This window comes from Halomonas sp. BC04, assembly GCF_000568385.1.
Map to the genome: position 1 here is coordinate 1 of NZ_AZQX01000157.1, position 21,583 is coordinate 21,583.

At 61.6% G+C, this 21,583-nt stretch carries 24 protein-coding genes and 1 pseudogene; 12 read left to right on the plus strand and 13 right to left on the minus strand.

The window, feature by feature from the left end:
- A partial coding sequence (locus Q427_RS11070; RefSeq protein ID WP_231613637.1) for a DUF5924 family protein occupies nucleotides 1–206 on the minus strand: 206 nt, incomplete at its 3' end.
- Nucleotides 207–461: 255 nt separating this feature from the next.
- Between Q427_RS11070 and fadB the strand changes: the two are divergent.
- From fadB to Q427_RS36840, 3 genes and pseudogenes are all read left to right on the plus strand, one after another.
- Nucleotides 462–2,670, plus strand: a pseudogene (gene fadB / locus Q427_RS11075) (fatty acid oxidation complex subunit alpha FadB).
- Between the two features lie 6 nt (nucleotides 2,671–2,676).
- Nucleotides 2,677–3,855 carry an acetyl-CoA C-acyltransferase FadA gene (fadA, locus tag Q427_RS11080; RefSeq protein WP_043513832.1) on the plus strand — a complete coding sequence of 393 codons (1,179 nt, stop codon included), beginning with the start codon at nucleotides 2,677–2,679 and terminating at the stop codon, nucleotides 3,853–3,855.
- A gap of 135 nt (nucleotides 3,856–3,990) precedes the next feature.
- Entirely contained in the window at nucleotides 3,991–4,173 is a 183-nt protein-coding gene (locus Q427_RS36840; RefSeq protein ID WP_043513834.1) for a CCGSCS motif protein, read from the plus strand.
- A gap of 116 nt (nucleotides 4,174–4,289) precedes the next feature.
- Here the strand turns inward: Q427_RS36840 and Q427_RS11090 are convergent, their stop codons facing one another.
- Nucleotides 4,290–4,751 (minus strand): flavodoxin family protein, encoded by a 462-nt coding sequence (locus Q427_RS11090; RefSeq protein WP_043513836.1) that lies wholly within the window; start codon nucleotides 4,749–4,751, stop codon nucleotides 4,290–4,292.
- A gap of 131 nt (nucleotides 4,752–4,882) precedes the next feature.
- Here Q427_RS11090 and Q427_RS11095 point away from each other — a divergent pair, with 131 nt between their 5' ends.
- Together Q427_RS11095 and thpD are read left to right on the plus strand one after the other, a co-directional pair.
- A complete protein-coding gene (locus tag Q427_RS11095; protein ID WP_043513838.1) occupies nucleotides 4,883–5,359 on the plus strand; it encodes a YbhB/YbcL family Raf kinase inhibitor-like protein in 477 nt (158 codons plus the stop codon).
- A 307-nt stretch (nucleotides 5,360–5,666) separates the two neighbouring features.
- The gene (gene thpD, locus Q427_RS11100; protein ID WP_043513847.1) at nucleotides 5,667–6,575 is read left to right on the plus strand and encodes an ectoine hydroxylase; all 909 of its coding nucleotides are present in this window, start codon (nucleotides 5,667–5,669) and stop codon (nucleotides 6,573–6,575) included.
- Nucleotides 6,576–6,640: 65 nt separating this feature from the next.
- Here thpD and Q427_RS11105 read toward each other — a convergent pair whose 3' ends face one another.
- Nucleotides 6,641–7,462: a nitrilase-related carbon-nitrogen hydrolase gene (locus tag Q427_RS11105; RefSeq protein WP_231613632.1), complete on the minus strand. Its 822-nt coding sequence runs from the start codon at nucleotides 7,460–7,462 to the stop codon at nucleotides 6,641–6,643.
- A 78-nt stretch (nucleotides 7,463–7,540) separates the two neighbouring features.
- Complete coding sequence (locus Q427_RS11110; RefSeq protein WP_043513848.1) at nucleotides 7,541–8,404, minus strand: LysR family transcriptional regulator; 864 nt, start codon at nucleotides 8,402–8,404, stop codon at nucleotides 7,541–7,543.
- Nucleotides 8,405–8,527: 123 nt separating this feature from the next.
- Here Q427_RS11110 and Q427_RS11115 point away from each other — a divergent pair, with 123 nt between their 5' ends.
- From Q427_RS11115 to Q427_RS11130, 4 genes are all read left to right on the plus strand, one after another.
- Nucleotides 8,528–9,406, plus strand: coding sequence for a HalD/BesD family halogenase (locus tag Q427_RS11115; RefSeq protein ID WP_043513842.1), 879 nt, complete (start codon nucleotides 8,528–8,530; stop codon nucleotides 9,404–9,406).
- A 78-nt stretch (nucleotides 9,407–9,484) separates the two neighbouring features.
- The gene (locus Q427_RS11120; protein ID WP_043513849.1) at nucleotides 9,485–10,768 is read left to right on the plus strand and encodes a M24 family metallopeptidase; all 1,284 of its coding nucleotides are present in this window, start codon (nucleotides 9,485–9,487) and stop codon (nucleotides 10,766–10,768) included.
- Nucleotides 10,769–11,024: 256 nt separating this feature from the next.
- Entirely contained in the window at nucleotides 11,025–11,636 is a 612-nt protein-coding gene (locus Q427_RS11125) for a transglycosylase SLT domain-containing protein (RefSeq protein WP_442905479.1), read from the plus strand.
- 78 nt (nucleotides 11,637–11,714) lie between these two features.
- Nucleotides 11,715–12,131, plus strand: coding sequence for a VOC family protein (locus Q427_RS11130; RefSeq protein WP_043513853.1), 417 nt, complete (start codon nucleotides 11,715–11,717; stop codon nucleotides 12,129–12,131).
- Between the two features lie 60 nt (nucleotides 12,132–12,191).
- Here Q427_RS11130 and Q427_RS11135 read toward each other — a convergent pair whose 3' ends face one another.
- The 5 genes from Q427_RS11135 to Q427_RS11150 form a co-directional block, all read right to left on the minus strand.
- The gene (locus tag Q427_RS11135) at nucleotides 12,192–13,073 is read right to left on the minus strand and encodes a glycine betaine ABC transporter substrate-binding protein (protein WP_043513843.1); all 882 of its coding nucleotides are present in this window, start codon (nucleotides 13,071–13,073) and stop codon (nucleotides 12,192–12,194) included.
- Between the two features lie 73 nt (nucleotides 13,074–13,146).
- Complete coding sequence (locus Q427_RS11140; RefSeq protein ID WP_231613634.1) at nucleotides 13,147–13,746, minus strand: ABC transporter permease; 600 nt, start codon at nucleotides 13,744–13,746, stop codon at nucleotides 13,147–13,149.
- A 134-nt stretch (nucleotides 13,747–13,880) separates the two neighbouring features.
- On the minus strand, nucleotides 13,881–14,678 hold the full coding sequence (locus tag Q427_RS33885; RefSeq protein ID WP_269321230.1) for a CBS domain-containing protein: 798 nt from the start codon (nucleotides 14,676–14,678) through the stop codon (nucleotides 13,881–13,883).
- Nucleotides 14,678–15,040, minus strand: coding sequence for an ATP-binding cassette domain-containing protein (locus tag Q427_RS33890; protein ID WP_269321231.1), 363 nt, complete (start codon nucleotides 15,038–15,040; stop codon nucleotides 14,678–14,680). Before Q427_RS33890 ends, Q427_RS33885 begins: the two co-directional genes overlap by 1 nt.
- An 82-nt stretch (nucleotides 15,041–15,122) precedes the next feature.
- Nucleotides 15,123–15,788, minus strand: a complete 666-nt coding sequence (locus Q427_RS11150) for an ABC transporter permease (RefSeq protein WP_043513844.1) — start codon at nucleotides 15,786–15,788, stop codon at nucleotides 15,123–15,125.
- 486 nt (nucleotides 15,789–16,274) lie between these two features.
- On the opposite strand from Q427_RS11150, the gene Q427_RS31250 reads away from it, so the two are divergent.
- Both Q427_RS31250 and Q427_RS11155 read left to right on the plus strand, forming a co-directional pair.
- Entirely contained in the window at nucleotides 16,275–16,451 is a 177-nt protein-coding gene (locus tag Q427_RS31250; protein WP_155833536.1) for a hypothetical protein, read from the plus strand.
- Between the two features lie 44 nt (nucleotides 16,452–16,495).
- Nucleotides 16,496–17,329: a hypothetical protein gene (locus Q427_RS11155; protein WP_051496298.1), complete on the plus strand. Its 834-nt coding sequence runs from the start codon at nucleotides 16,496–16,498 to the stop codon at nucleotides 17,327–17,329.
- A gap of 95 nt (nucleotides 17,330–17,424) precedes the next feature.
- Here Q427_RS11155 and Q427_RS11160 read toward each other — a convergent pair whose 3' ends face one another.
- The 4 genes from Q427_RS11160 to Q427_RS11170 form a co-directional block, all read right to left on the minus strand.
- A complete protein-coding gene (locus tag Q427_RS11160; protein WP_197030603.1) occupies nucleotides 17,425–18,405 on the minus strand; it encodes a ribose-phosphate diphosphokinase in 981 nt (326 codons plus the stop codon).
- A 69-nt stretch (nucleotides 18,406–18,474) separates the two neighbouring features.
- The gene (locus tag Q427_RS36195; protein WP_331280609.1) at nucleotides 18,475–18,912 is read right to left on the minus strand and encodes a hypothetical protein; all 438 of its coding nucleotides are present in this window, start codon (nucleotides 18,910–18,912) and stop codon (nucleotides 18,475–18,477) included.
- The gene (locus Q427_RS36200; RefSeq protein WP_331280610.1) at nucleotides 18,891–19,241 is read right to left on the minus strand and encodes a class I SAM-dependent methyltransferase; all 351 of its coding nucleotides are present in this window, start codon (nucleotides 19,239–19,241) and stop codon (nucleotides 18,891–18,893) included. The genes Q427_RS36195 and Q427_RS36200 overlap by 22 nt, the downstream gene beginning before the upstream one ends.
- Nucleotides 19,234–20,190 (minus strand): 2-dehydropantoate 2-reductase, encoded by a 957-nt coding sequence (locus Q427_RS11170; protein WP_043513846.1) that lies wholly within the window; start codon nucleotides 20,188–20,190, stop codon nucleotides 19,234–19,236. The genes Q427_RS36200 and Q427_RS11170 overlap by 8 nt, the downstream gene beginning before the upstream one ends.
- A 187-nt stretch (nucleotides 20,191–20,377) precedes the next feature.
- Here Q427_RS11170 and Q427_RS11175 point away from each other — a divergent pair, with 187 nt between their 5' ends.
- Nucleotides 20,378–21,556, plus strand: coding sequence for a thymidine phosphorylase family protein (locus Q427_RS11175; RefSeq protein ID WP_197030604.1), 1,179 nt, complete (start codon nucleotides 20,378–20,380; stop codon nucleotides 21,554–21,556).
- Nucleotides 21,557–21,583: the final 27 nt, after the last annotated feature.

The following is a 21,583-nucleotide window of genomic DNA, read 5'->3' on the forward strand; positions in this document are numbered from 1 at the left end:
GCCAGCAAACGCCCGATCAGACTCTCGGAGAGCAGCAGGATCCAGGCCAGCAGCATGCTCAGTGCCAGCACGACGCCCAGCCACTGCTGGCGATCCACCAGGAAGAAGCTGCCGACCCCGGCGGCAAACGCAAGGGGTGGCCATAGCCAGCTCCAGGGACGAACATGCTCGACCAGTCGCTCGATGCGGCCATGGAAACTCAGCATCCGGGGGGAGGTGCTGTGTGGCGGCGAGGAGGGCGCCGTATCAGGCAGATTCATTGACGACACCTTGGCGGGACATTGCGACTATCCTATCAGCCATCCGGTAGTGCCGGTGTATCGTTCAGCGCTTGTGCTAGACCATTGGTGATGCATCCGGGGCTTGACGAACCGGCTGTAGTGCACCAAGCTGCGAGAAATCAAACGGCCGTATGAAACTGGGCACTCCTCCAACGCCAACCTCTGTGTGGAGATTCGTGGATGATTTATCAAGGCAATGCCATCACGGTGGCACGCGGTACAAAGACCGGGGGCGACGACATCGCCATGCTCACCTTCGACCTGAAGGGTGAGTCCATCAATAAGCTGTCCAGCGCGGTCGTGGCCGAGCTGGGCGATGCCGTCAAGGCGATCCAGGGCGAGAGCGGCCTCAAGGGGCTGATCATCGGCAGTGCCAAGGATGTCTTCATCGTGGGCGCCGATATCACCGAATTCCATGGTCTGTTCGATAAGGGCGAAGAGTATCTGGTCGAGATGAACCTCAAGGTTCATGACATCTTCAACGCCATCGAGGACCTGCCGTTTCCCACGGTTACCGCCATCAATGGCTGGCGCTTGGGCGGTGGCTGTGAGGTGACTCTGACCACCGATTTTCGCGTCATGGGTGAAAAGGCCAAGATCGGCCTGCCCGAGACCAAGCTGGGTATCCTGCCGGGCTGGGGCGGATGCGTGCGCCTGCCGCGGATGATCGGGGCCGACAACGCCATCGAATGGATCGCCGGCGGCACCGAGAACCGTGCCGATGCCGCGCTCAAGATGGGTGCCGTCGATGCCGTGGTGCCGAATGAATCGCTCGAAGACGCCGCGCTGGATATTCTGGCGCGTGCCTTCAGCGGCGAACTGGACTACCAGGCGCGGCGTGACGAGAAGAAGGGGCCGCTCAAGCTCAATCCCATCGAGCAGATGATGGCCTTCGAGACCGCCAAGGGCTACGTCAAGGGCAAGGCGGGGCCGCACTACCCGGCACCGGTGGAAGCGATCAAGGTGATCCAGAAGGCGCCGGTGAAGAGCGTGCCCGTGCCCAGGCCATCGAGGCCAAGGCCTTTGCCAAGCTGGCGCTGAGCGATGTTGCCTTCAACCTCGTGGGGCTTTTCCTCAACGATCAGGTGGTCAAGAAGAAGGCCGGCAAGTACGAGAAGCAGGCCAGGGCGGTCAAGCAGACCGCCGTGCTGGGCGCCGGCATCATGGGTGGCGGCATCGCTACCAAAGCGCCTCCAAGGGCACGCCCATCCTGATGAAGGACATCAAGGAAGAGGCCATCGAGCTGGGTCTCAAGGAGTCGCGCAAGCTGTTCGCCAAGCAGGCCGAGCGCGGCAAGCTGACCACCGAGCAGATGGCCGAGAAGCTGACCCATATTCGTCCGACCCTATCCTACGGTGATTTCGGTCATGTCGATCTGGTGGTCGAGGCGGTGGTCGAGAATCCCAAGGTGAAGGATGCGGTGCTGACCGAAGTGGAAGGCCTGGTGGGCGAGGAGACCATCCTTACCTCCAATACCTCGACCATCTCCATCACTCGCCTGGCCGAGAACCTCAAGCGGCCCGAGAATTTCTGTGGCATGCACTTCTTCAACCCGGTGCATCGCATGCCCCTGGTCGAAGTCATCCGTGGCGAGAAGACCGGCGACGCGGCCGTGGCGGCTACCGTGGCCTATGCCCGTGCCATGGGCAAGACGCCCATCGTGGTCAACGACTGCCCGGGCTTTCTGGTCAACCGCGTGCTCTTCCCCTACTTCGGTGGCTTCAGCCTGCTGGTGGAGCAGGGCGCCGACTTCCAGCACATCGACAAGGTGATGGAGAAGTTCGGCTGGCCCATGGGCCCCGCCTACCTGCTCGACGTGGTGGGCATGGATACCGCCGTTCACGCAGGTGAAGTGATGGCTGAAGGCTTCCCCGAGCGCATGGCCCAGATGAGTGGCAAGGAGACCAAGACGGCGATCCAGGTGATGTACGAGAACGAGCGCCTGGGGCAGAAGAACGACAAGGGCTTCTATGCCTACGAGGAAGATCGCAAGGGCAAGCCGAAGAAGGTCAGCGACGATGACGCCTACGCGCTGGTCAAGCAGGTGGTGAAGGAGCAGAAGACATTCTCGGACGACGACATCATCGCTCGCATGATGGTGCCGCTGTGCCTGGAGACCGTGCGTTGCCTGGAAGACGGCATCGTCGAGACACCGGCCGAAGCCGACATGGCGCTGATCTACGGCATTGGTTTCCCGCCCTTCCGCGGTGGTGCCCTGCGCTACATCGACGCCATGGGTGTCAGCGAGTTCGTCAAGCTGGCCGAAGGGCTCGCCGATGAGCTGGGGCCGCTCTACGCCCCCACCGACAAGCTGCGCAAGATGGCCGAAGCCGGCGAACGCTTCTATTCCACCCAGGCCCAGGCTGAATCCACCACGAGCAGGAGGTGAGTTGAAATGAGTTTGAATCCGAGAGATATCGTGGTGGTCGACGGCGTTCGTACTGCCATGGCGAAGGCCAAGAATGGCGCGTTCCGCAATGTGCGAGCCGAGAACCTCTCCGCCGCGGTGATGCAGGCGCTGTTCGACCGCAATCCCAACATGGATCCGTCCGAAGTGGACGACGTGATCTGGGGCTGCGTCAACCAGACCCTCGAACAGGCCATGAACATAGCCCGTAACGCGGCGATCATGACCGGTATCCCCCGCAGCGTACCGGCCCAGACCGTCAACCGCCTGTGCGGTTCATCCATGACCGCGCTGCACATCGCCGCGGCCAACATCAAGGCCGGCATGGGCGACTTCTATATCATCGGTGGCGTCGAGCATATGGAGCACGTGCCCATGGCTCACGGTGTCGACGTCAACCCGGCGGCCAGCAAGTACGCGGCCAAGGCGGCCATGATGATGGGGCTTACCGCCGAGCTGCTGGGCAAGATGCACGGTGTCACCCGCGAGGAGCAGGACAAGTTCGGCGTTCGTTCGCACCAGCGTGCCCTGGCGGCCAACGAGAAGGGCTATTTCGACAACGAGATCATCGGTGTCGAAGGTCATGACCAGCGGGGCTTCAAGACCCTGTTCAAGCACGATGAGGTCGTGCGCAGCGATGCCAGCCTGGAGAAGATGGCCGAGCTCAAGCCGGTCTTCGACCCGCGGGGCGGTACCGTCACCGCCGGGACTTCCTCGGCGCTCTCCGTGGGCGCCGCGGGCATGGCTGTGATGAGCTATGAACGCGCCCAGGCCCTGGGCCTCGAGCCGATCGCCAGGGTGCTGTCGACCGGCGTTGCCGGCTGCGACGCCTCGATCATGGGCTACGGCCCTGTGCCGGCATCCAAGAAGGCCCTCGCGGCCGCCGGTCTCTCCTCTGCCGACATCCAGACCGTGGAACTCAACGAGGCCTTTGCCGCCCAGGGGATCCCGGTGCTCAAGGACCTCGGCTTCCTGGATGCCATGGACGAAAAGGTGAACCTCAACGGTGGCGCCATCGCCCTGGGCCATCCGCTGGGCTGCTCCGGGGCACGTATCAGCACCACGCTGCTCAACGTGATGCAGCAGCGCGATACAACGCTGGGTCTGGCCACCATGTGTATCGGCATGGGGCAGGGGGTTGCGACGGTATTCGAACGTTTGAAATAAGCCCTTCCAGCAGTTGGTGGCCCCCCTCCTTCGGGAGGGGGGGGCCTTTTTCATGGGATACGTTGACGACCTGTCCGCTGAACAATAAGATGCATCTGTTTTGCATCTTATTAAATCCACTGCGAGGGGACTCCCATGGGGCTCAAGAACCTGTTCAAGAGAGACAAGGCAGAAGACAAGCAAGCCGTCCAGACGTTCGAGCCAGAAGTGCCGACGCCGGCGGTAGCGGACATCGGCGCAGGCGAAGCTGCCAGCGCCGACGCAGAAAAGAAGGCAAAACATGGGGAGCCTGGCGTGTGCTGCGGGTCCTGTCACTRACCCCGGCCAGCACTTGGCAAGATAGTCATCGCCAAACGATCAGCAGCGGGCGTGCCCTCCCAGGCATGCCCGTTTTTCATGGGTCGCGGAGTCGACCCGCAGTGGCTAACGGTGGGCTACAGCACGCCCGCCTCAAGCCCCGCTGCCAGATAGAGGCCTAGCTCCTCAACCTGGTCGATGAAGGATTCCTGCCATTCGCCGCGCAGAATCAGCGGCTCCTGCACCCACTTCCAGCGCAGCCCGGTGACGATGCCTTCCACCGCCCGGCGTGTGCCGGTGCCATCATGGCCGGCGCGGACATAGAGGGCGCAGGGAAGCCCCTGTTTCTCTTCCAGTACCGGGTAGTAGCAGCGGTCGAAGAAATCCTTCAGGGCACCGCTCATGTAGCCCAGGTTCTCGGTGGTCCCCAACAGGATGGCGTTGCAGGCCCGCACGTCGTCGGGCCCCGTTTCCAGGGGAGGCTTGACGATGACGTCCACCGTCTCGACCTCGGGGTGTCGCGCCCCGCGCTCGGCGGCTTCGCGCAGTCTCTGCGTATTGGGGGAGGGGGCATGGGCCACGATCAGAAGCTGTTTCATATTGACAGTCTAACGGCATTTTCCGACGCTGTTTCAGCACCTCGCCGATTCTCTTACAATCACGGCAATTCCTGGAACCAGCGCAGGAACTATCACAGGAACCATCACAGGAACCAAGGAGGACGTCTGCAATGGCCTTTGCACTGTCGAACATGCAGCTGGAGAGTTCCGCATTCAACGCCCATGGCGCGATACCGGAGAAATTCACCGGTGAGGGCGACGACGTGTCACCGGCTCTGAGCTGGCGCGGTGCGCCTGAGAGCGCCAGGGGGTATGCCATCATCTGTCATGATCCGGATGCCCCCCTGGTGCAGAACGGCGGCTACGGGTTCGTCCATTGGCTGCTCTACAACCTGCCGGGTTCGACCACCTCCCTGGCGGAGAACACCGGTGAGGGCACACGGGGCAAGAACGATTTCGGCAACATGGGCTATGGTGGCCCCATGCCGCCGGAAGGACACGGACAGCATCACTACTACTTCTGGGTGCTGGCCCTGGACAAGCCGACCGACCTTCCGGAAGGCCTCGGCCTGCCCGAGCTGCTCAAGCAGCTCGAGACCCACCTGTTGGGCATGAATCGCCTGATCGGAACCTACGAGCGAACTTGAAGCAAGGCGCGCTTAGGTAGCCTCACGCGCAGCGCTCCCGACCCGGGGCGGGCCTCGCGTTGGCAGTTTTTCAGTTGAGCAGAGAGGTCGAGGCGTTGAACGCAGCAAGCGACCTCTCGCTTGGCAGATGGGCTCGGAACGATTATCTCCGCGAACATTTTGGTACAGTCAAGAAAGGGACTATGCCAAGAGTTTGCAGCTGCAATGTCATGAAACAAAGTCGCTTTGCATGGCGCTTCCGGAGTGTCTAGGGTGGAATTACCCATCAGGAAATGGGTGGTTCCAGATGATCAAGGAGGAGCATGCAATGAACGACGCTCAGGATCTGTTTCCGACCCGGTTGGAGCGTAAACTGGGAATGTTTGAGCGCATCGACCCCGTTGTATATAGCGAGGGAGCGCGACGCCGGGATGGCCCGCTGAACGAGGCGCAGCTCTGCGAGTACGAGCAGAAGGGTTTTCTCTCCTTCGAGGACTATTTTGACAAGGAGGAGATGGACGCCTTCATTCAGGAGTTGAGTGACTACGAGGAGGACGAAGACCTCAAGCTTTCCGAGGGCACCGTGCTCGAGCCTGGGCGCCAGGAAATCCGCTCGATATTCGGCATCCATGAAATTTCCGAACGCTTCAGCCGCCTGACCCGGGATCCGCGACTGCTGGCGATGGTCCAGCAACTGCTGGGCAGTGACGTCTATATCCATCAGTCACGCATCAACTACAAGCCCGGATTCAAGGGCAAGGGCTTCAACTGGCACTCCGATTTCGAGACCTGGCACAGTGAAGACGGCATGCCCCGCATGCGCTCGTTGAGCTGCTCGATCATCCTGACAGAAAACGGCGAATTCAACGGGCCGCTGATGCTGGTGCCCGGCTCCCACAATTTCTTCATTCCCTGCGTGGGGCGGACTCCCGAAGACAACTACAAGGCGTCCCTGAAGAGCCAGGACATTGGCGTGCCTGACAATGCCAGCCTGCGCAAGCTGATGCTGGAGGGGGATATCGAGGCGCCGAAGGGTGGCCCTGGTTCGCTGGTCTTGTTCGAGTGCAACACCATGCATGGTTCCAACATGAACATGTCCTGCTGGCCCAGGAGCAACCTGTTCTTCGTCTACAACAGCGTCGAGAACGGCCTGTTGAACCCTTTCTGCGGCAACCGGCCGCGCCCTGAGTTTCTGGCCAACCGCTCTGACTGGAGCCCGTTGACGCCTGTCAGTTAGGGGTGCCAGTGCAACGCAGCTGCCCGTCAAAGGTTAGCCGCTGTGTGTTTAGCCTTTGGCGGGATTCAATGACGCCGGTTTGAAAGCAGCTCGCGAATCAGCGGGCTGTCGGCATCGCGCAGCGTGGGTAACTCAAAGCGTGCCTTGGCGATAGAGTGGCGCGTCAATTCGGCGGTGATCAAGCATTCTCCCCCTTCCGCTTCGGCAAGGGTCTCGCCTTGTGGTCCGAGTATACGAGAGCCGCCCCAGAAGTGACTGTCCCCTTCGAGGCCGAAGCGATTGGCCATGATCACCGGGGTGCCATAGGTCATGGCATAGAAGCGTACATTGAGCAGCCAGTTCTGCTCGTTGGAAAAGTCCTCACTAACGACACCTGAGGCGGAATTGATCGGGGCACACAGTACGGCAGGTCGAGCCAGCAGGGCTGCATGTACCAGTGCCGGGTTCCATAAGTCAGCGCAGATCATCTGGGTCGTAGTCCAGCCTGGCCGTACCTGTGCGTAGGTTAGTGCTTCTCCCCGGCAGAACCATTTTCCCTCTTCAAGGCCGCCATAGGTGGGCAGGTTGAGCTTACGATGCACGGCGAGGATTTCGCCGTCCTGCAGAGTGGCCAGCGCGTTGTAGTATTCCCCGGGGCTAGCCTCTTCGACAAAGCCGATGACCGCCTGCATGTCGCCACAGGCTTGCGCCAGGGAGGTCAGGCGCGAATCCGTCGGAGTCATGGCGACCTCCATCACCCGGTTTCGCAATGCGTATCCTGTCAAGGAGAGTTCGGGAAAGACAAGAAGCTCCAGGTTCTGCTGGCGTGCCTCCTGGATGATTTCCAGGTGGCGTGCCTTGTTGCGATCGACCTCGCCGAGCGCCGCGTTGACCTGTGCAGCGCCCACTCTGAGTCTATCCTGATAGTGCATAGCATCCTCATGGCGTTGTTAGGAGTGGGTACTGTGGTTGTATCTGTGCAGCGTTCAGGCAGAGCCCACCACGTTGCTGTCGGTCACGATATGTTCGAGTTCTTGGCAGAAGGCTGCCAATGCTTCGCTGGTATGTCCTGGCCGACGATGCAGCTCGATCTCGACCTGGCCCAAGGCAGGCAGCCCTTCGGCTTCGCCGACGATGCGGCAGCCCTTGGGTACACTGCGTGGTGTCTTGACCGTCATGGCAAGGCCGGCCTGAACCGGCAGATTGATACCCGTTGGCGACTGGCTCACATAGCGCAGCTCCCAGTGTTGGGTCTCGCGGCCCAGTGCCGAGAGAGCATGAGCACGAAAGATGCAGCCTTCCGGGTTCAATGCCAGCGGTAGCATCTTCCAATCGTCCAAGTTGCGATTTTCGGCGACCACCCACACCAACGGCTCCCAGCCCAGCAGATGGCCCGAATGGGTCGGTGCATGGCGAATCGACAGCACTACATCCAGCAATCCTTCCTGAAAGGCCTGCACCAGGGCGGAGCTGATGTCGCATTCGATCTCTAGTCGGGAAGTAGGAAACCGTTCAGCATAGCGTGGGAGTAGAAGGGGCAAATAGGTGCTGGCCTGTTCCTCGGAGGTACCGAAGCGGATCAACTCCCCTTGCTGACGGTCACCCAGCGCCTCTCGAGCCTCATCTTCCAGCTTGAGCATGTGCCGGGCATAGGGCAGTAGACGCTCACCGGGAGCGGTCAGCATCACACTGCGGCTGGTGCGCGCGAACAGGGCTTGACCCATCTGATCTTCCAACCGCTTGATCTGCAGGCTGATGGCTGACTGGGTCCGGTGCAACACCTTGCCTGCGGAACTGAAGCCTTCACATTCGGCCACCGTGACGAACGCGCGGAGCAGCTCGGTATCCATGATCAATAAAACCTTTTAATGGGTAGTATCTCTACCATTCATTTTTATTATGGATTTGGCGTCTCTATGCTGTCCAGTGTGTTAGCTGAAAGCGTGTGGCTCAAGAAGGAGAAGGAAACGCCAATGACATCCCCGACAGCAGCAAACGATACCTCTATCGACGGTCTCGTTGACATGGTCCGCTATCCGATTTGCGACTTGGACAGCGAGGCCGGACGGGAACTGGTAGCAAGCTGTCGCCGACAGCTTGACCAGGACGGTTGTGTGGTACTCAAGCGCTTCGTGCCGGACGACGCTCTGGCACGCCTCGAGAGCGAAACCGAGCGTCTTTCGCCGCAGGCGCATTACAACCAGATCGAGACCAACCCTTATAACAGCGATGGCGACCCATCGCTGCCGGGATCACACCCGCGGAACCGTTTCGACGACCGCACCAACGGCTTTGTCGCCGGTGATCGCATAGGCTCAGACACAATCATCCGACAGGTCTATCAACATCACGACTTTCAGCGTTTCATCGCATCAGTGGTGGGCATGAAGGAGATGCATCAGTACGCCGACCCCTTGGCCGACCTGGTGGTCAACGTGTTGCGCGAAGGCTGCCAGCACCCCTGGCACTATGATACCAACGAGTTCATCGTCACCATGATGACCCGCCAGTCCCATGGTGGCGGGCGCTTCGAGTATGTACCCGGTATCCGCAGCCCGGAGGGGGAAAGCTTCGCGGAAGTCGAGAAGGTGCTCGACGGCGACCGCTCGCGGATCAAGGCGCTGGATCTTGAGCCTGGTGACCTGCAGGTCTTTTTCGGCCGCTATTCACTGCACAGAGTGACACCGGTACGAGGCGACCGGGAGCGGCACACGGTGATCTTTGCCTATGCCAAGGAGCCCGGTTTCATTGGTCGCCCGGAACGCGCCCAGCGGATCTTCGGCCGCATGGCGCCGATCCACGAGAAGCTCCTCAAGGAAGGCATGCAGCGAAGCGACAGCCTGGCCGACTGAGCCGGTCCCTTCGAACTTCCCGATGGCCGCCAGCACCGAATGGTCATCTCCCCCGACGATATCTCCGAGAGACATGCCATGAGCATCGTGGAATCCGAACAACTGATCGACAACGAACCGGACCGTATCCCGGTCGTCCCCTCGGCTCCTATGGCCAACGGCGACAGCATCCCCACCGCCTTCGACCCACAGCAGTTGCGCGGAGGCCGCCTGGCGCGGCTGCGTGACATGATGGCCGAGCAGGGTTACGCCGCTCTGGTGCTGTTCGACCCCAACAATCAGCGCTACGCAACCGGCTCGCGCAACATGTTCGGCTATTTCCTGCGCAACTCCACGCGCTATATCTATGTGCCGCTGGAAGGCCCGATCATCCTCTTCGAATACCCGGGTAGCGCCCATGTCTCCACCTGGCTGGAGACCATCGACGAGGCGCGCACCTCCAAGGTGGTGTGGTCGGCGGTGAATCAGCGCGATAGCCTCTCCTCGGACCCTTTCGGTATCGAGATTGCCGAGCTGGTCAAGTCGCATGGCAGGGGCAACCGCAAGATCGGCCTGGACCGCTGTGCCCTGAATCTGGCCCGTTCGCTGGAAGCCCAAGGACTCGACGTATTCGACTGCATGCAGGATACCCTGCACTGCCGACGCATCAAGACCCCGGAAGAGATCGCCTGCCTGGCCCAGTCCATGGCCGGTAGCGAGGCCGCAGTGGCCGAGGTAGAAGCCGCCATCAAGCCTGGCGTCACGGAGAACGACCTGTTCGCGATCCTCTATGGCGAAGTGATAAGGCAGGGTGGAGAGTTTATCGAAACTCGCCTACTCAACTCCGGCCCGCGTACCAACCCCTGGTTCCATGAGGCGAGCGATCGGGTAATCCGAGCCGGTGAACTGGTGGCGCTGGATACTGATACCATCGGCTGCCATGGCTACTATTCGGATTTCTCACGGACCTTCCATGTAGGCCCGGGCAGGCCCAGCGCCTATCAGCGTGAGCTCTACCGCATGGCTCATGACCAGGTGCACCACAACATGTCGATACTTGCGCCCGGCATCAGTTACCGCGAGATTTCCGAGAAGGCCTGGAAGATTCCCGAGCGCTTCCTTGACCGCCGCTATCCCTCGATCATCCATGGCGTGGGCATGCACGGCGAGACGCCGCTGGTGGCACACCACATGGACTTCGACCGCTTCTCCAAGGACGGCATCCTCGAGCCCGGCATGGTGGTCTCGGTGGAGAGCTACATTGGTGAGGTCGGTGCGGTCGACGGGGTCAAGCTCGAGGAGGAGGTGCTGATTACAGAGACCGGCATTGCGAAGCTTTCCCGCTACCCCTTCGACGAGGCCCTGCTGGGGCGGGAGTTTTAAGTACCGTTGCAAGAGCACCTGCTGAGCTGTCCAGCATGGCACTTCAGCACTTATCCGGACAGAAAGTCTGAACACGGCCTGCTTCCCGCCTGATGGGTTTGCCGGACGATCAGCACTGGAGTAGGCTCCCTAGCTGAAGAGGCCAACCGATAGGCGCATGATGAGGCAGGGCTGCGTGGCTCAGACAGGCAAGGACCAAGGCCGCCAGCGCTGGCTTCCAGCCGGTGCTCGGCGAATGATGCCTGGACTAACGGTCTTGGCTATTGGCCTGCTGGCATCGGGCTGTGCGGTAATGGCACCATCACCTCCGCAAGATCAGACCAATATCTGCAAGATATTTCATGAACAGCCGAAGTGGTACGACTACGCACGCGCTGCGGAAGAGCAGTGGGGCACTCCCGTTGCCACCCAGATGGCCTTCATTCAGCAGGAGTCTTCCTTCCGAAGCCATGCTCGACCACCCAGAAACCGCATCCTGGGCTTCATTCCCGGCAGCCGCCCTTCTTCGGCGCGAGGCTATTCACAGGCCCTGGATCCGGTCTGGGGAGAGTACCGTGCGGAGGCAGGCAGTACACTGGCACGCCGCAGCCATATGAAGTACGCCACCGACTTCATTGGCTGGTACAACCGCCGTACCCACGATCAGCTTGGCATATCGCTGCACAATCCCGAGCACCTCTACCTGGCCTATCACGAAGGCCAGGGTGGTTACCGTCGCGGGACTTTTCGGAGCAAGCCCCAGGTTATCCGAGCCGCCAACCAGGTGAGTGCGCGAGCCGTACGTTACCAGTCGCAGCTGCCCGCCTGCGAAGCGGAACTGCGTTGCCGCCGCTTTTACCAGTTCGGTCCCTTCTGCTCGACGGAGTGAGCTATGCTGGCGCATAGCCCTGTGCTTCCCAGTAGCCCGCGGCGACCCATTGGCGAGAACCATTTCGAGAGGTTTGCCATGCAACCCAGAATCAGCATGATCACTCTCGGTGTGCATGACCTGGAAAGGTCCGTGCATTTCTACGAACAGGGGCTGGGCTTGCCGCGCATGGAGTCGCCACCGGAGGTAGCGTTCTTCACGCTGAATGGCAGCTGGCTGGGACTGTATGGCCGTGAGGAGCTAGCGGAAGATGCCGGCGTCACGTCGCAAGGTAGCGGCTTTTCCGGCATCACCCTGGCCCATAATCTGGGCTCGGAGGCGGAGGTCGATGCGCTCATGGCCCAGGCAGTGGCTGCGGGGGCAACGCTGGTCAAGCCGGCCGAGAAGGTGTTCTGGGGTGGGTATTCCGGCTATTTCGCCGACCCGGATGGGTATCTCTGGGAAGTGGCACACAACCCCTTCGGCTGGATCGGGCCATCAGATACCGGAACCTGATCCGGTTCCGGTATGAAGAAGCCCCTTGGTTAGCACTTGCCTTGAGTTACCCGGCCTAGGCTACAGCAGGCCGTTTTCCTCCAGGAAGCCTTCGGCGATACGCTCGATGGTCTCGCGGTCGACATCGACCCGGGCGTTCAGCGCCGCCATGGTTTCGTCATCCAGCAGCGCGGAGAGGGCATTCATCTGCTCCTCCAGTTCGGGGAGCTCGTCCAGGGTGTCCTGGCGTACCACCGGAGTCAGGGCGTAAGCAGGGAAGAACCCCTGATCGTCTTCGAGGACGTGAAAGTCGAAGGCCGGGATACGGCCATCGGTGGCGAACACCAGGCCGACTTCCACCTGGCCGTCGCGCAGTGCCTGGTAGACCAGACCGGTATCCATGCGGCTGATGTCCGGACGGCCGACCTGGAAGTCGTAGGCTTCCTGCAGCGGACGCCAGCCGTCGTCGCGGGCGTAGAACTCGGCATTGAGGGCAAAGCTCAACTCCTCGCCGTCGTTGATGGATTCGGCCAGGTCCGAGAGCGAAAGAATGCCGCGCTCCTCGGCATCATCCACGCGCATGGCCAGGGCGTAGGTGTTGTTGGCCTCCGAAGGCGCCAGCCACACCAGACCCTTCTCGGCATCGAGTTCCTTCACGCGTGCGTAGGTTTCTTCAGGGTCGAGCCGCTCGCTGATGTCGTTGTAGTTGATCAGCGAGGTGCCGGTGTATTCCCAGTAGAGGTCGATCTGGCCGTTTTCCTGCGCCTGGCGGAGCACCGCCGAACCCATGCCGGCCCGAGTATCCACGTCATGGCCGAGTCCTTCCAGGTATTGGCTGGTCATGGTGGCAAGGATCTGTTGCTCGGTGAAGTTCTTGCCGCCTACCACCAGGTCGGCAGCATGTGCGGTAGAGAAGGTGCCGGCCAGGGCCAGGCTGGCAAGGGTTGTCGTCAGGGATTTCATGATGTCTTTCCTCTGGTTGCGTTGGTCTGTCTTGCAATCGTTGTTGTCGTTGATGGTCGTGGTGCGCCCGGCGTCAGGCTCGGGCAGGGTTCACCCCGCGTGGTACCACGACGAAGGCAATGAAGGCGATCATGGCGTCGACCATGATGGCGAGCATCGCGGTGGGAATGGCACCGGCCAGCATCATCACCGGGTCGTAGAGGTCGATACCGGTGAAGATCAGTTCACCCAGGCCGCCGGCTCCGATCAGGAAAGCCAGGGGAACCGTGCCCACATTGATGGCCAGTGCGGTGCGGATACCGGCGAAGATTACGTAGAGCGCATTGGGCAGCTCCACCTTCAGGAGCCGTTGAGTAGGCGACATACCGATCCCGGCAGCCGCCTCCATCAGCGCAGGTGAGACGCCCTTGAGCCCGGTATAGGTATTTCGTGCAATCGGCAACAGGGTGGCGACGAACAGGCCGAACACGGCCGGCACCGTGCCGATGCCAAGGAAGCTCATGGAGAGCGCGAGCACCGCGAGGGTGGGAATGGTGGTGCCGACGTTGAGCACCTGCATCAGCGACTCTGCCCAGCGTGCCATGCTTGGCCGCGACAGCATGATTCCCAAGGGAATTGCCACCAGAATGGCCAGGCCGCCGGACATCGCGGTAAGCCACAAGTGCTCGCCCATCAAATACTGCACGTCGTAGATAGAACAGGAAGTCGTCGATCAGCCCGGTTGAATGACTCCAGACACCGGTGAGGAAGACCGCCAGCAGGATCAGCGCACGCAGGGCTCCTTTCATGGTCTGAATGGGCATCGGCTCACTCCTCGATGGCGGCGTCGGGGTTCCGGATCTCGCCCTGGCGAGGCCGGAACCGTGCCCCAAGATGGCGCGTCATGGCGCGCTGAGTGATCTGACCGCTCAGCCGGCCCTTGTCGTCGACACAGGGAAGCCAGGTGGTGTCGTGGGCAAACATCAGCGAGGCGGCCTTGCGCAAGTCGTCATCCTGGCCGATGACCGCCGCAATGCTCTCGAAGTGGTCGCCGCAATACCCTTTGGTGGTCTGGGCCACCGAGCGCAAGACGATGCCCACCGGCTGGTGCTGTTCGTTGACCATCAGGATCCCGTTCTGATACCCGAAGTCGTCGATTTTCGTCAGGGCGGTGGCCAGGGTGTCACCGGGTGTGACCGTGCCGATCTCGTCGGTGATGATCTCGTGGGCACGAACCAGGTTAAGACGCTTCAATGCCCGGTCCTCGCCGAGGAAGGATTCGACAAAGCTATTCTTCGGTGCCGCCAGCAGGTCGTCGGGAGAGGAGTGCTGCACAAGTCGCCCCTCGCGGAACACTGCGATGCGATCCCCCATCTTGATCGCCTCGTCGATGTCGTGGCTGACAAACATGATGGTCTTCCTGAGCTCCTGCTGCATCTTGAGGAACTCGTTCTGGATCACCGCCCGGTTGATCGGGTCGATGGCACCGAACGGCTCGTCCATCAGCATCACCGGCGGGTCGGCGGCAAGCGCCCGGGCCACGCCGATGCGCTGCTGCTGGCCGCCGGAGAGTTCGCTGGGGTAACGCTTGAGAAAGGCGTCGGGCTCCATTGCAATCATCGCCATCAGTTCCCGGGCGCGCTCCCTGAACCTGGTCTTGTCCCAACCAGCAGCCTCGGCACGATGGTGATGTTCTCCTCAATGGTCATGTTGGGAAACAGCCCGATCTGCTGGATGACATAACCGATATTTCGGCGCAGGTCCTGAGTGTTCATGCCGGTGGTGTCCACGCCGTCGATGAATACCCTGCCCGAGGTAGGGCGGACGATGCGGTTCACCATCTTCAGCGTGGTGGTCTTGCCACAGCCGGAAGGACCGAGAAGGATGCAGATCTCGCCGGCCGGAACGCCCATGCTGATGTGGTCGGCCGCCACCATGGCCCCCTTGGGGGTGTCGAAGACCTTGGTCAGGCTGTCGAGTTCGATCATGTTGATTCCTTGTCGCACACTCGCGTCAGGAGCGTTGTTGTCATGGCATCGCAATGTTGGCGTGATTGTTGGCAAGGCGGTGTCAGGCCATGGTCGCGTCGCGTTCCATGCCCTTGGGAGTGAGGCGCTTCTGTACCGCCAGCAGGGCAAAGTCGACGATGACCGCCAGCAGGCTCACGGCCACGGCGCCGACGATCAGCTGGCGCGGATCGGACTGTGAGATGCCGCGGCTGATGAAAGTGCCAAGCCCGCCGGCGCCGATGTAGGCGGCAATGGCCATGACACCGATATTGAGCACCACGGCAGTCCTTACCCCGGCCATGATCACCGGCACGGCCAGCGGGATCTCCACCATGCGCAGTCGCTGGTTGGGGCTCATGCCGATGCCCCGGGCGGCTTCACGCAGTGCCGGATTGACGTTGTTGATGGCGGTATAGGTGTTACGAATGATCGGCAGTTGGGAGTAGAGCAGCACCGCAATGACCGCTGGCACATAGCCGATACCGTGACCGATCAGCGACAGGATCGGGATCATGATGCCGAACAGGGCAATCGATGGAATGGTAACGATGATCGATGCCACGTAGAGCACATGCCGGGCCAGGCGCTCATTCTTGGTGATGGCGATACCGATGGGTACGCCGGTCAGGGTGGCGATGCCCACTGCTATGCCTACCAGGGAGATGTGCTCCAGGGTACGGGTGAGCAGCAGGTCCAGGTTGTCCAGTGCGTACTGAATCAGCTCCAAATGCAGTCTCCTCTCGAACCCGGCCGGGCGAGAAGGCCAGGCTGTGGTTCTTTGCTCGCCGAATGAGGGCAGACTACCCACGGCATCGCCAATGGGAGAGAGCGGTGCCAGCGCAGATAAGGCAGGGTTGGGTGCGACAATCCGCCCCACTCGGGAATAATCAGCTTAGCAGAGCTGTGTATCTATTTGGTTTGATCATGAATGAGGATGTGCAATGAGTAGAATTGATGGAAATGATCAGTCTGTCAGATGGCGGCATCTGGCTGAGAGTTATTTCGATCCATACCATGGCCTGAGGTTCATGCTGCTACCCTGCCTGGAGGAGCCTTCATCTACCTGTCGAGAGGTGCCGCGGCATGAAGCGACGAGCACGTTCGGTCGATTCTCGCGTACTGAGCGAATGGCAGGTCAGCCTTAGGGTGCTGTATCCCCGGGCCGGTCTCACTCATGAATCGATAGCGCTCCCGATGGGCGAGGAGGTTGCCAATGGCCGAGCATGGCTCCGATCCACTCTCTTCATGTCACGAGAGCCAGCCTTCGGAACGGGACAAGGTGGCGTTTCTCTCCACTCAGGCCCCCTATCCCGGGACCACCGGCGAGGTGGAGGTCCGTGAGACGCACATGGCGTGGGTCTTTCTGGTAGACGATCGGGCTACAAGCTAAAGAAGCCACTGGCTTATGGCCATGGCGACGGGCGCTCACTGACGATGCGCGAGTTCCTCTGCCGCGAGGAGGTGCGCCTCAATCGTCGCTTGGCGCCGGATGTCTATCTCGACGTCGTGCCGCTGGGGCTGGACCTGGCCGGCAATCTCGTTCTGTGCGGCAGCGAGCGCGTCGTTGACTGGTTGGTGGTGATGCGTCGCCTGCCGGAGCCTCTGTTGCTGGATGTGGCTTTGAAGAAGGAAAGCGTCCTCCCCGCAGACATCGATCGCGTCGCCGAGCGCCTCATTGACTTCTATCGCGGACTCGAGCCCGAGCCCATTTCGCCCGACGCCTACCTCGACCACTTTGCTCGAGAGCACGCCAGCAACCGGGAGGTGCTTGAGGACGAGCGACTTTCGTTGCCGCGAGAGAGGGTGAAGGCTGTTCTTTCCCGGCTTGATCACCTGATCGAGGAGGTGCCGGATCTGCTTGGCGACCGCGCCCGGCAGGGGCGCATCGTCGAAGGGCACGGCGACCTGCGTCCCGATCATGTCTGTCTCTCGCGGCCTCCAGTGATTATCGACTGCCTCGAGTTCAGCCATGCTCTGCGCCAGGTCGACCCCTTCGACGAGCTGAGTTTCCTGGGCATGGAGTGCGAGCGGCTGGGTGCGGGCTGGATTGGGCCCCAGCTTCTCGAGCGCTGTACTCGGGCGCTGCACGACTCTCCCGACCCCAGGCTGCTGGCGTTCTATACCGCTTATCGAGCCTGTCTTCGGGCGCGCTTGACGCTGCTGCACCTGCTCGAGCCTGAGCCGCGCAAGCCGGAAAAATGGCAGGCGAGGGCCAGGGAGTATCTGGCTCTTGCCGAGCGGGCCTGCCATGTCCTTAACGTCCCTTGAGCAGGACATCTACCCTGGCCGGACCGAGCGCTGGCCAGGCCTAAGGTGATGTGCTCCCGGCGCAATTCGCCATGTGATTCACTATTCCGGGACCTTCAATATCCAGGCCCTTCCAGCAACTCGCTGAGCGAGCGGTTTTCATGGACGCGTCGTATCGCCTCGGCAAAGAGCGGTGCGGCGCTGACCACCTCCAGATGATGGTGGACGACCTGATCGCCCAGCCGGGTCGGCGGGACCGTATCCGTGACGATTATCTTGGCAAATGCCGGGTCGCTGATGATGTGGCCAGCATCCCCAACGAAGAGACCGTGTGCTGCCAGGCCGAAAACCGTCTGTGCGCCACGTTCCTGACAGGCTCTTGCGGCACGCAGCAGTGTGCCGCCCGAGCTGACCAGGTCGTCCACCACCAGCACCGTGGCGTTATTAACCTCGCCGGCCAGCAGAGTGCCGCTGACTTCGCCTTCACTGCGGCGTTTTTCCATGAAAGCCAGGCCCACATCCCTGCCCAGCATGGCCGCCAGCATCTCTTGAAAGCCCTGGGCCCGTTTTACACCGCCCGGATCGGGGGAGGCCACCACCACCGGTCCCTCGCCACAGCGCTCCATCATATGAGTGGCGAATAGTCGGCGGGTATCGAGGGTATGGGAGAGGCAGCGAAAGGCGTTCTGGAAGGCCGCCGGGTTGTGTACGTCGAGGGACATGATCCCATCGATACCCATGGTTTCCAGCAGCATGGCCAGATAGCGGGAGGTGACCGGGTCGCGCGTCTTGGTGCGGCGGTCCTTGCGGGCATAGGCGAGATAAGGGACCACCGCGGTGACCCTCCGGGCTCCGGCTTCGCGGACGGCTCCGAGGAAGAACAGCAACCTGCAGAGCCGCTCGTTGACGCTCTGTGCCGGATCGCCGTTCAGGCTCTGCAGCACGTAGACATCGTCGCCGCGCACGCTGACCAGCGGCCGCGCCTTGTGCTCGCCATCCTCGAAGTCTCGCTCTTCATGGTCGGCAAGGACGACATCCAGTTCTCGGGCCACGGCTTCCCCGAAGGGGCGGCTGGCATTGAGTGCAAATAGTTTCATGCTCCTCAATATAGGACAGCCCGACCCAATTGAGCCAAAACGCTGTCACCGACAACCGTTGGGAAGCTGTCAGCGGTGTGCCTTGAGCCTCAGGCGAACGTAGTCGGCGGTCCAGTTTCCGTGGCTGTCGCACAGGGTATGGGATAGCAGGCGCAGGGCATCGTCGAGGATCGCTTCGCGCACCTCTTCCTCGAGCCCGTGGAGGAAGGCATTGGCGAAGGTGGCAAGCCATCCGGACATCCCGGTGGGCAATGGGGTGGGGCGTGGTATCAGTTCGATGGTGTCGATGGTGAAGCCGGCGGTCCTCAGGCTGGTGCCGTACTCTTCCACCGTCGGAAAGAACCAGGGAAAGCGTGCCGTGCCACTGATTCCACGAGCCTGCAGCGCTGCCAGGATGGCGGTACAGATGGCGGCGACATTGCCGTGACCGCCGAACTCGGCGACGAAGCGTCCGCCGGGCTTGAGCGCACGATGTATGCTGGCGATCACGGCTTCATGGTTGAGCATCCAGTGCAGCGCGGCATTACTGAATACGGCATCGAACTCATGATCGAAGGCAGGTGGTGGGCGTCCACCACCCGTGCGTCAAGGCCGCGTGCCCGGGCGGCCTCGATCATATCGGGAGAGGCATCCACGCCGATGACCGTGGCGCCCGACCTGGCCAGGACTTCGGTCAGGCTGCCATCGCCGCATCCCAGGTCGAGGATGCGCTCGCCGGCCTTCGGGGCCAGCAGCTCGGCCACCTCAGCACCCAGTGCGGGGACGAAATCGGCGTGGTGGGCATAGCGACTGGCTTGCCATTGCTGCCCAGGTGCGTTGTGGGGGACGTCATTCATTGTGGGCACCGGGGGAGTCGTTCGCGGCGCGAGCCGCCAGTTCCTGGGGTAGCAGGGCGGCGTGGATCAATTCATTGGTCGGAGTCTCAATGCCTACGGCACGGCCGAGCCGCACCACGGCACCGTTCTGCGATTCCAGCTCCGAGGGCTGGCCGGCCATGATGTTGCGCTGCATGGAGGAGGTGCTCTCGGCCGGCATGGCATCGATGAACTGCATGGCACGAGCGGCGGCGTCGTCGGGAAAGGCCACGCCATGGGCACGAGCGACGGCATCGATCTCCTCGAGCATGCGTTCGATGATGAGGCGTGTCTCCGGTAGCTGTCGCGTCACTCCGATGGGTGAGCGGGTGATGCTACCTATGCCACTCATGGCGCAGATGAACAGGAATTTGCTCCACTGGGCAACCTTGATGTCATCCGGTATCTCGGCACTGACACCCCGGGCCTGGTCGAAAGCTGCCTTGAGGCGGGAAATCCGCTCGCTGCTGTGATTGTCGCGCTCGCCGAAGCGAACGAATGGGTCGACCCCGGCATGGCGCACATGTCCCGGGGCCTCGATCCACGCCAGGATACCGCACAACCCGTCGATCACCGGGCCTTTGCCGAGGACTTCGGCCAGCGTGTCGGCAGCTTCGACCCCGTTTTCCAGGGGCAGCACGACGGTATCCGGCCCGACCATCGGGCGCATCGCTTCCGCCGCCTCGCGTACCTGCCACGCCTTTACCGCCACGATCACACAATCCACTACGCCGACGCTTGCCGGGTCGTCGGAGGCCTGGGCAGGTTGGATCGACACATCTCCCTTGATGCTGGTGACGGCCAATCCGTCCTGGCGGATTGCGGCGAGATGCTCGCCACGGGCGATGAAGGTCACGTCCTCGCCCGCTTCGGCCAGGCGAGCCCCGAAGTAGCCGCCCACACCGCCGCTACCCATGATCGCGAATCTCATCTTGCCTCCTTCGGTTGGGATAACACCCGTGGGTTATGAGTATCAGGATAGTGATAATGTCGATCAATGGCCGCACCGTTGATCGAGCCGACTTGTCTGATATCAAGAGGCGCGTCATTGCGCTGCCTTTGCCGGAAGAATTGATGCAGACTTGAGCGAGGCATAGTGCATAGCGAGCAATCGGACCATGAACAAGCCCTCTCGTCCTGCGCCTGTCGCAACGGAAGGTACTCCGCAGGAGAACGGATTACCGCTCACGCTACGGCGTGTTGCCATCGATACGTATCGCGAAAACGTCGCCTACCTGCACCGTGAGTGCGACCTGTATCGGGCCGAGGGCTTCCAGGCGCTCTCCAAGGTGGAGGTGCGGGCCAACGGTCGGTGCATCCTGGCGAGTCTCAACGTGGTGGACGACACCGCCATTGTCGGCCATGTCCAGCTCGGCCTCTCCGAGGACGCTTTCGCTTCCCTTGGCGTCGAGGAAGGTCACTCGGTCAGTGTCTCCCAGGCTGAACCGGCGATCTCGATTCCAGCCCTGCATCGCAAGATCGCCGGCGAGCGTCTGACACGCCAGGACTTCCAGGAGATCATTCAGGATATCGCGCATCTGCGCTACTCGAAGATCGAGTTGACCGCCTTCGTCGTCGCCTGTGACCTGGGCGAGCTTGACCGCGAGGAGGTGTTCTATCTCAGTGATGCCATGAGCCGGGTCGGGCGACGGCTCGACTGGCACGAGTACCCGGTTGTGGACAAGCACTGCATCGGGGGCATTCCCGGCAATCGCACCTCCATGCTGGTGGTGCCCATCGTCGCTGCCCACGGGTTGCTCTGTCCCAAGACATCATCGCGTGCCATCACGTCGCCCTCGGGCACTGCCGACACCATGGAGGTGCTGGCCAAGGTCGAGCTTCCCTTCGATGAGCTGGGTGAGTTGGTGCGTACTCACCGGGGCTGTCTGGCCTGGGGCGGAACCAGTGAGCTTTCACCGGCTGATGATGTCCTGATTGCGGTTGAACGCCCCCTCTCCATCGATTCGCCAGGTCAGATGGTCGCTTCGATTCTGTCCAAGAAAGTGGCTGCCGGTTCGACGCACCTGCTGCTTGATATTCCCGTTGGCCCCCTTGCCAAGGTGCGCTCCATGCCCGAGGCGAGGCGTCTACGCAAGCTATTCGAGTTCGTTGCCGGTCGCATGGGGCTGACGCTGGATGTGGTGATCACCGACGGCAGCCAGCCGGTGGGGCAGGGCATCGGACCCGTGCTGGAGGCTCGTGACGTGATGCGAGTACTTACCAACCATCCGGATGCGCCCATGGATCTGCGTCAGAAATCGCTGCGCTGGCGGGGCGCATGCTCGAATTCGACCTGATGTCCGTGGCGGCGACGGTTTCGGAAT

Coding starts and splice junctions, on each gene's coding strand:
- fadA (WP_043513832.1), top strand. CDS start 2,677: ATGAGTTTGAATCCGAGAGATATCGTGGTGGTCGACGGCGTTCGTACT.
- Q427_RS11090 (WP_043513836.1), bottom strand. CDS start 4,751: ATGAAACAGCTTCTGATCGTGGCCCATGCCCCCTCCCCCAATACGCAG.
- Q427_RS11095 (WP_043513838.1), top strand. CDS start 4,883: ATGGCCTTTGCACTGTCGAACATGCAGCTGGAGAGTTCCGCATTCAAC.
- thpD (WP_043513847.1), top strand. CDS start 5,667: ATGAACGACGCTCAGGATCTGTTTCCGACCCGGTTGGAGCGTAAACTG.
- Q427_RS11110 (WP_043513848.1), bottom strand. CDS start 8,404: ATGGATACCGAGCTGCTCCGCGCGTTCGTCACGGTGGCCGAATGTGAA.
- Q427_RS11115 (WP_043513842.1), top strand. CDS start 8,528: ATGACATCCCCGACAGCAGCAAACGATACCTCTATCGACGGTCTCGTT.
- Q427_RS11120 (WP_043513849.1), top strand. CDS start 9,485: ATGAGCATCGTGGAATCCGAACAACTGATCGACAACGAACCGGACCGT.
- Q427_RS11130 (WP_043513853.1), top strand. CDS start 11,715: ATGCAACCCAGAATCAGCATGATCACTCTCGGTGTGCATGACCTGGAA.
- Q427_RS11135 (WP_043513843.1), bottom strand. CDS start 13,073: ATGAAATCCCTGACGACAACCCTTGCCAGCCTGGCCCTGGCCGGCACC.
- Q427_RS11140 (WP_231613634.1), bottom strand. CDS start 13,746: ATGGGCGAGCACTTGTGGCTTACCGCGATGTCCGGCGGCCTGGCCATT.
- Q427_RS33885 (WP_269321230.1), bottom strand. CDS start 14,678: ATGGCGATGATTGCAATGGAGCCCGACGCCTTTCTCAAGCGTTACCCC.
- Q427_RS33890 (WP_269321231.1), bottom strand. CDS start 15,040: ATGATCGAACTCGACAGCCTGACCAAGGTCTTCGACACCCCCAAGGGG.
- Q427_RS31250 (WP_155833536.1), top strand. CDS start 16,275: ATGGCCGAGCATGGCTCCGATCCACTCTCTTCATGTCACGAGAGCCAG.
- Q427_RS11155 (WP_051496298.1), top strand. CDS start 16,496: ATGCGCGAGTTCCTCTGCCGCGAGGAGGTGCGCCTCAATCGTCGCTTG.
- Q427_RS11160 (WP_197030603.1), bottom strand. CDS start 18,405: ATGAAACTATTTGCACTCAATGCCAGCCGCCCCTTCGGGGAAGCCGTG.
- Q427_RS36195 (WP_331280609.1), bottom strand. CDS start 18,912: ATGCTCAACCATGAAGCCGTGATCGCCAGCATACATCGTGCGCTCAAG.
- Q427_RS36200 (WP_331280610.1), bottom strand. CDS start 19,241: ATGAATGACGTCCCCCACAACGCACCTGGGCAGCAATGGCAAGCCAGT.
- Q427_RS11170 (WP_043513846.1), bottom strand. CDS start 20,190: ATGAGATTCGCGATCATGGGTAGCGGCGGTGTGGGCGGCTACTTCGGG.
- Q427_RS11175 (WP_197030604.1), top strand. CDS start 20,378: ATGAACAAGCCCTCTCGTCCTGCGCCTGTCGCAACGGAAGGTACTCCG.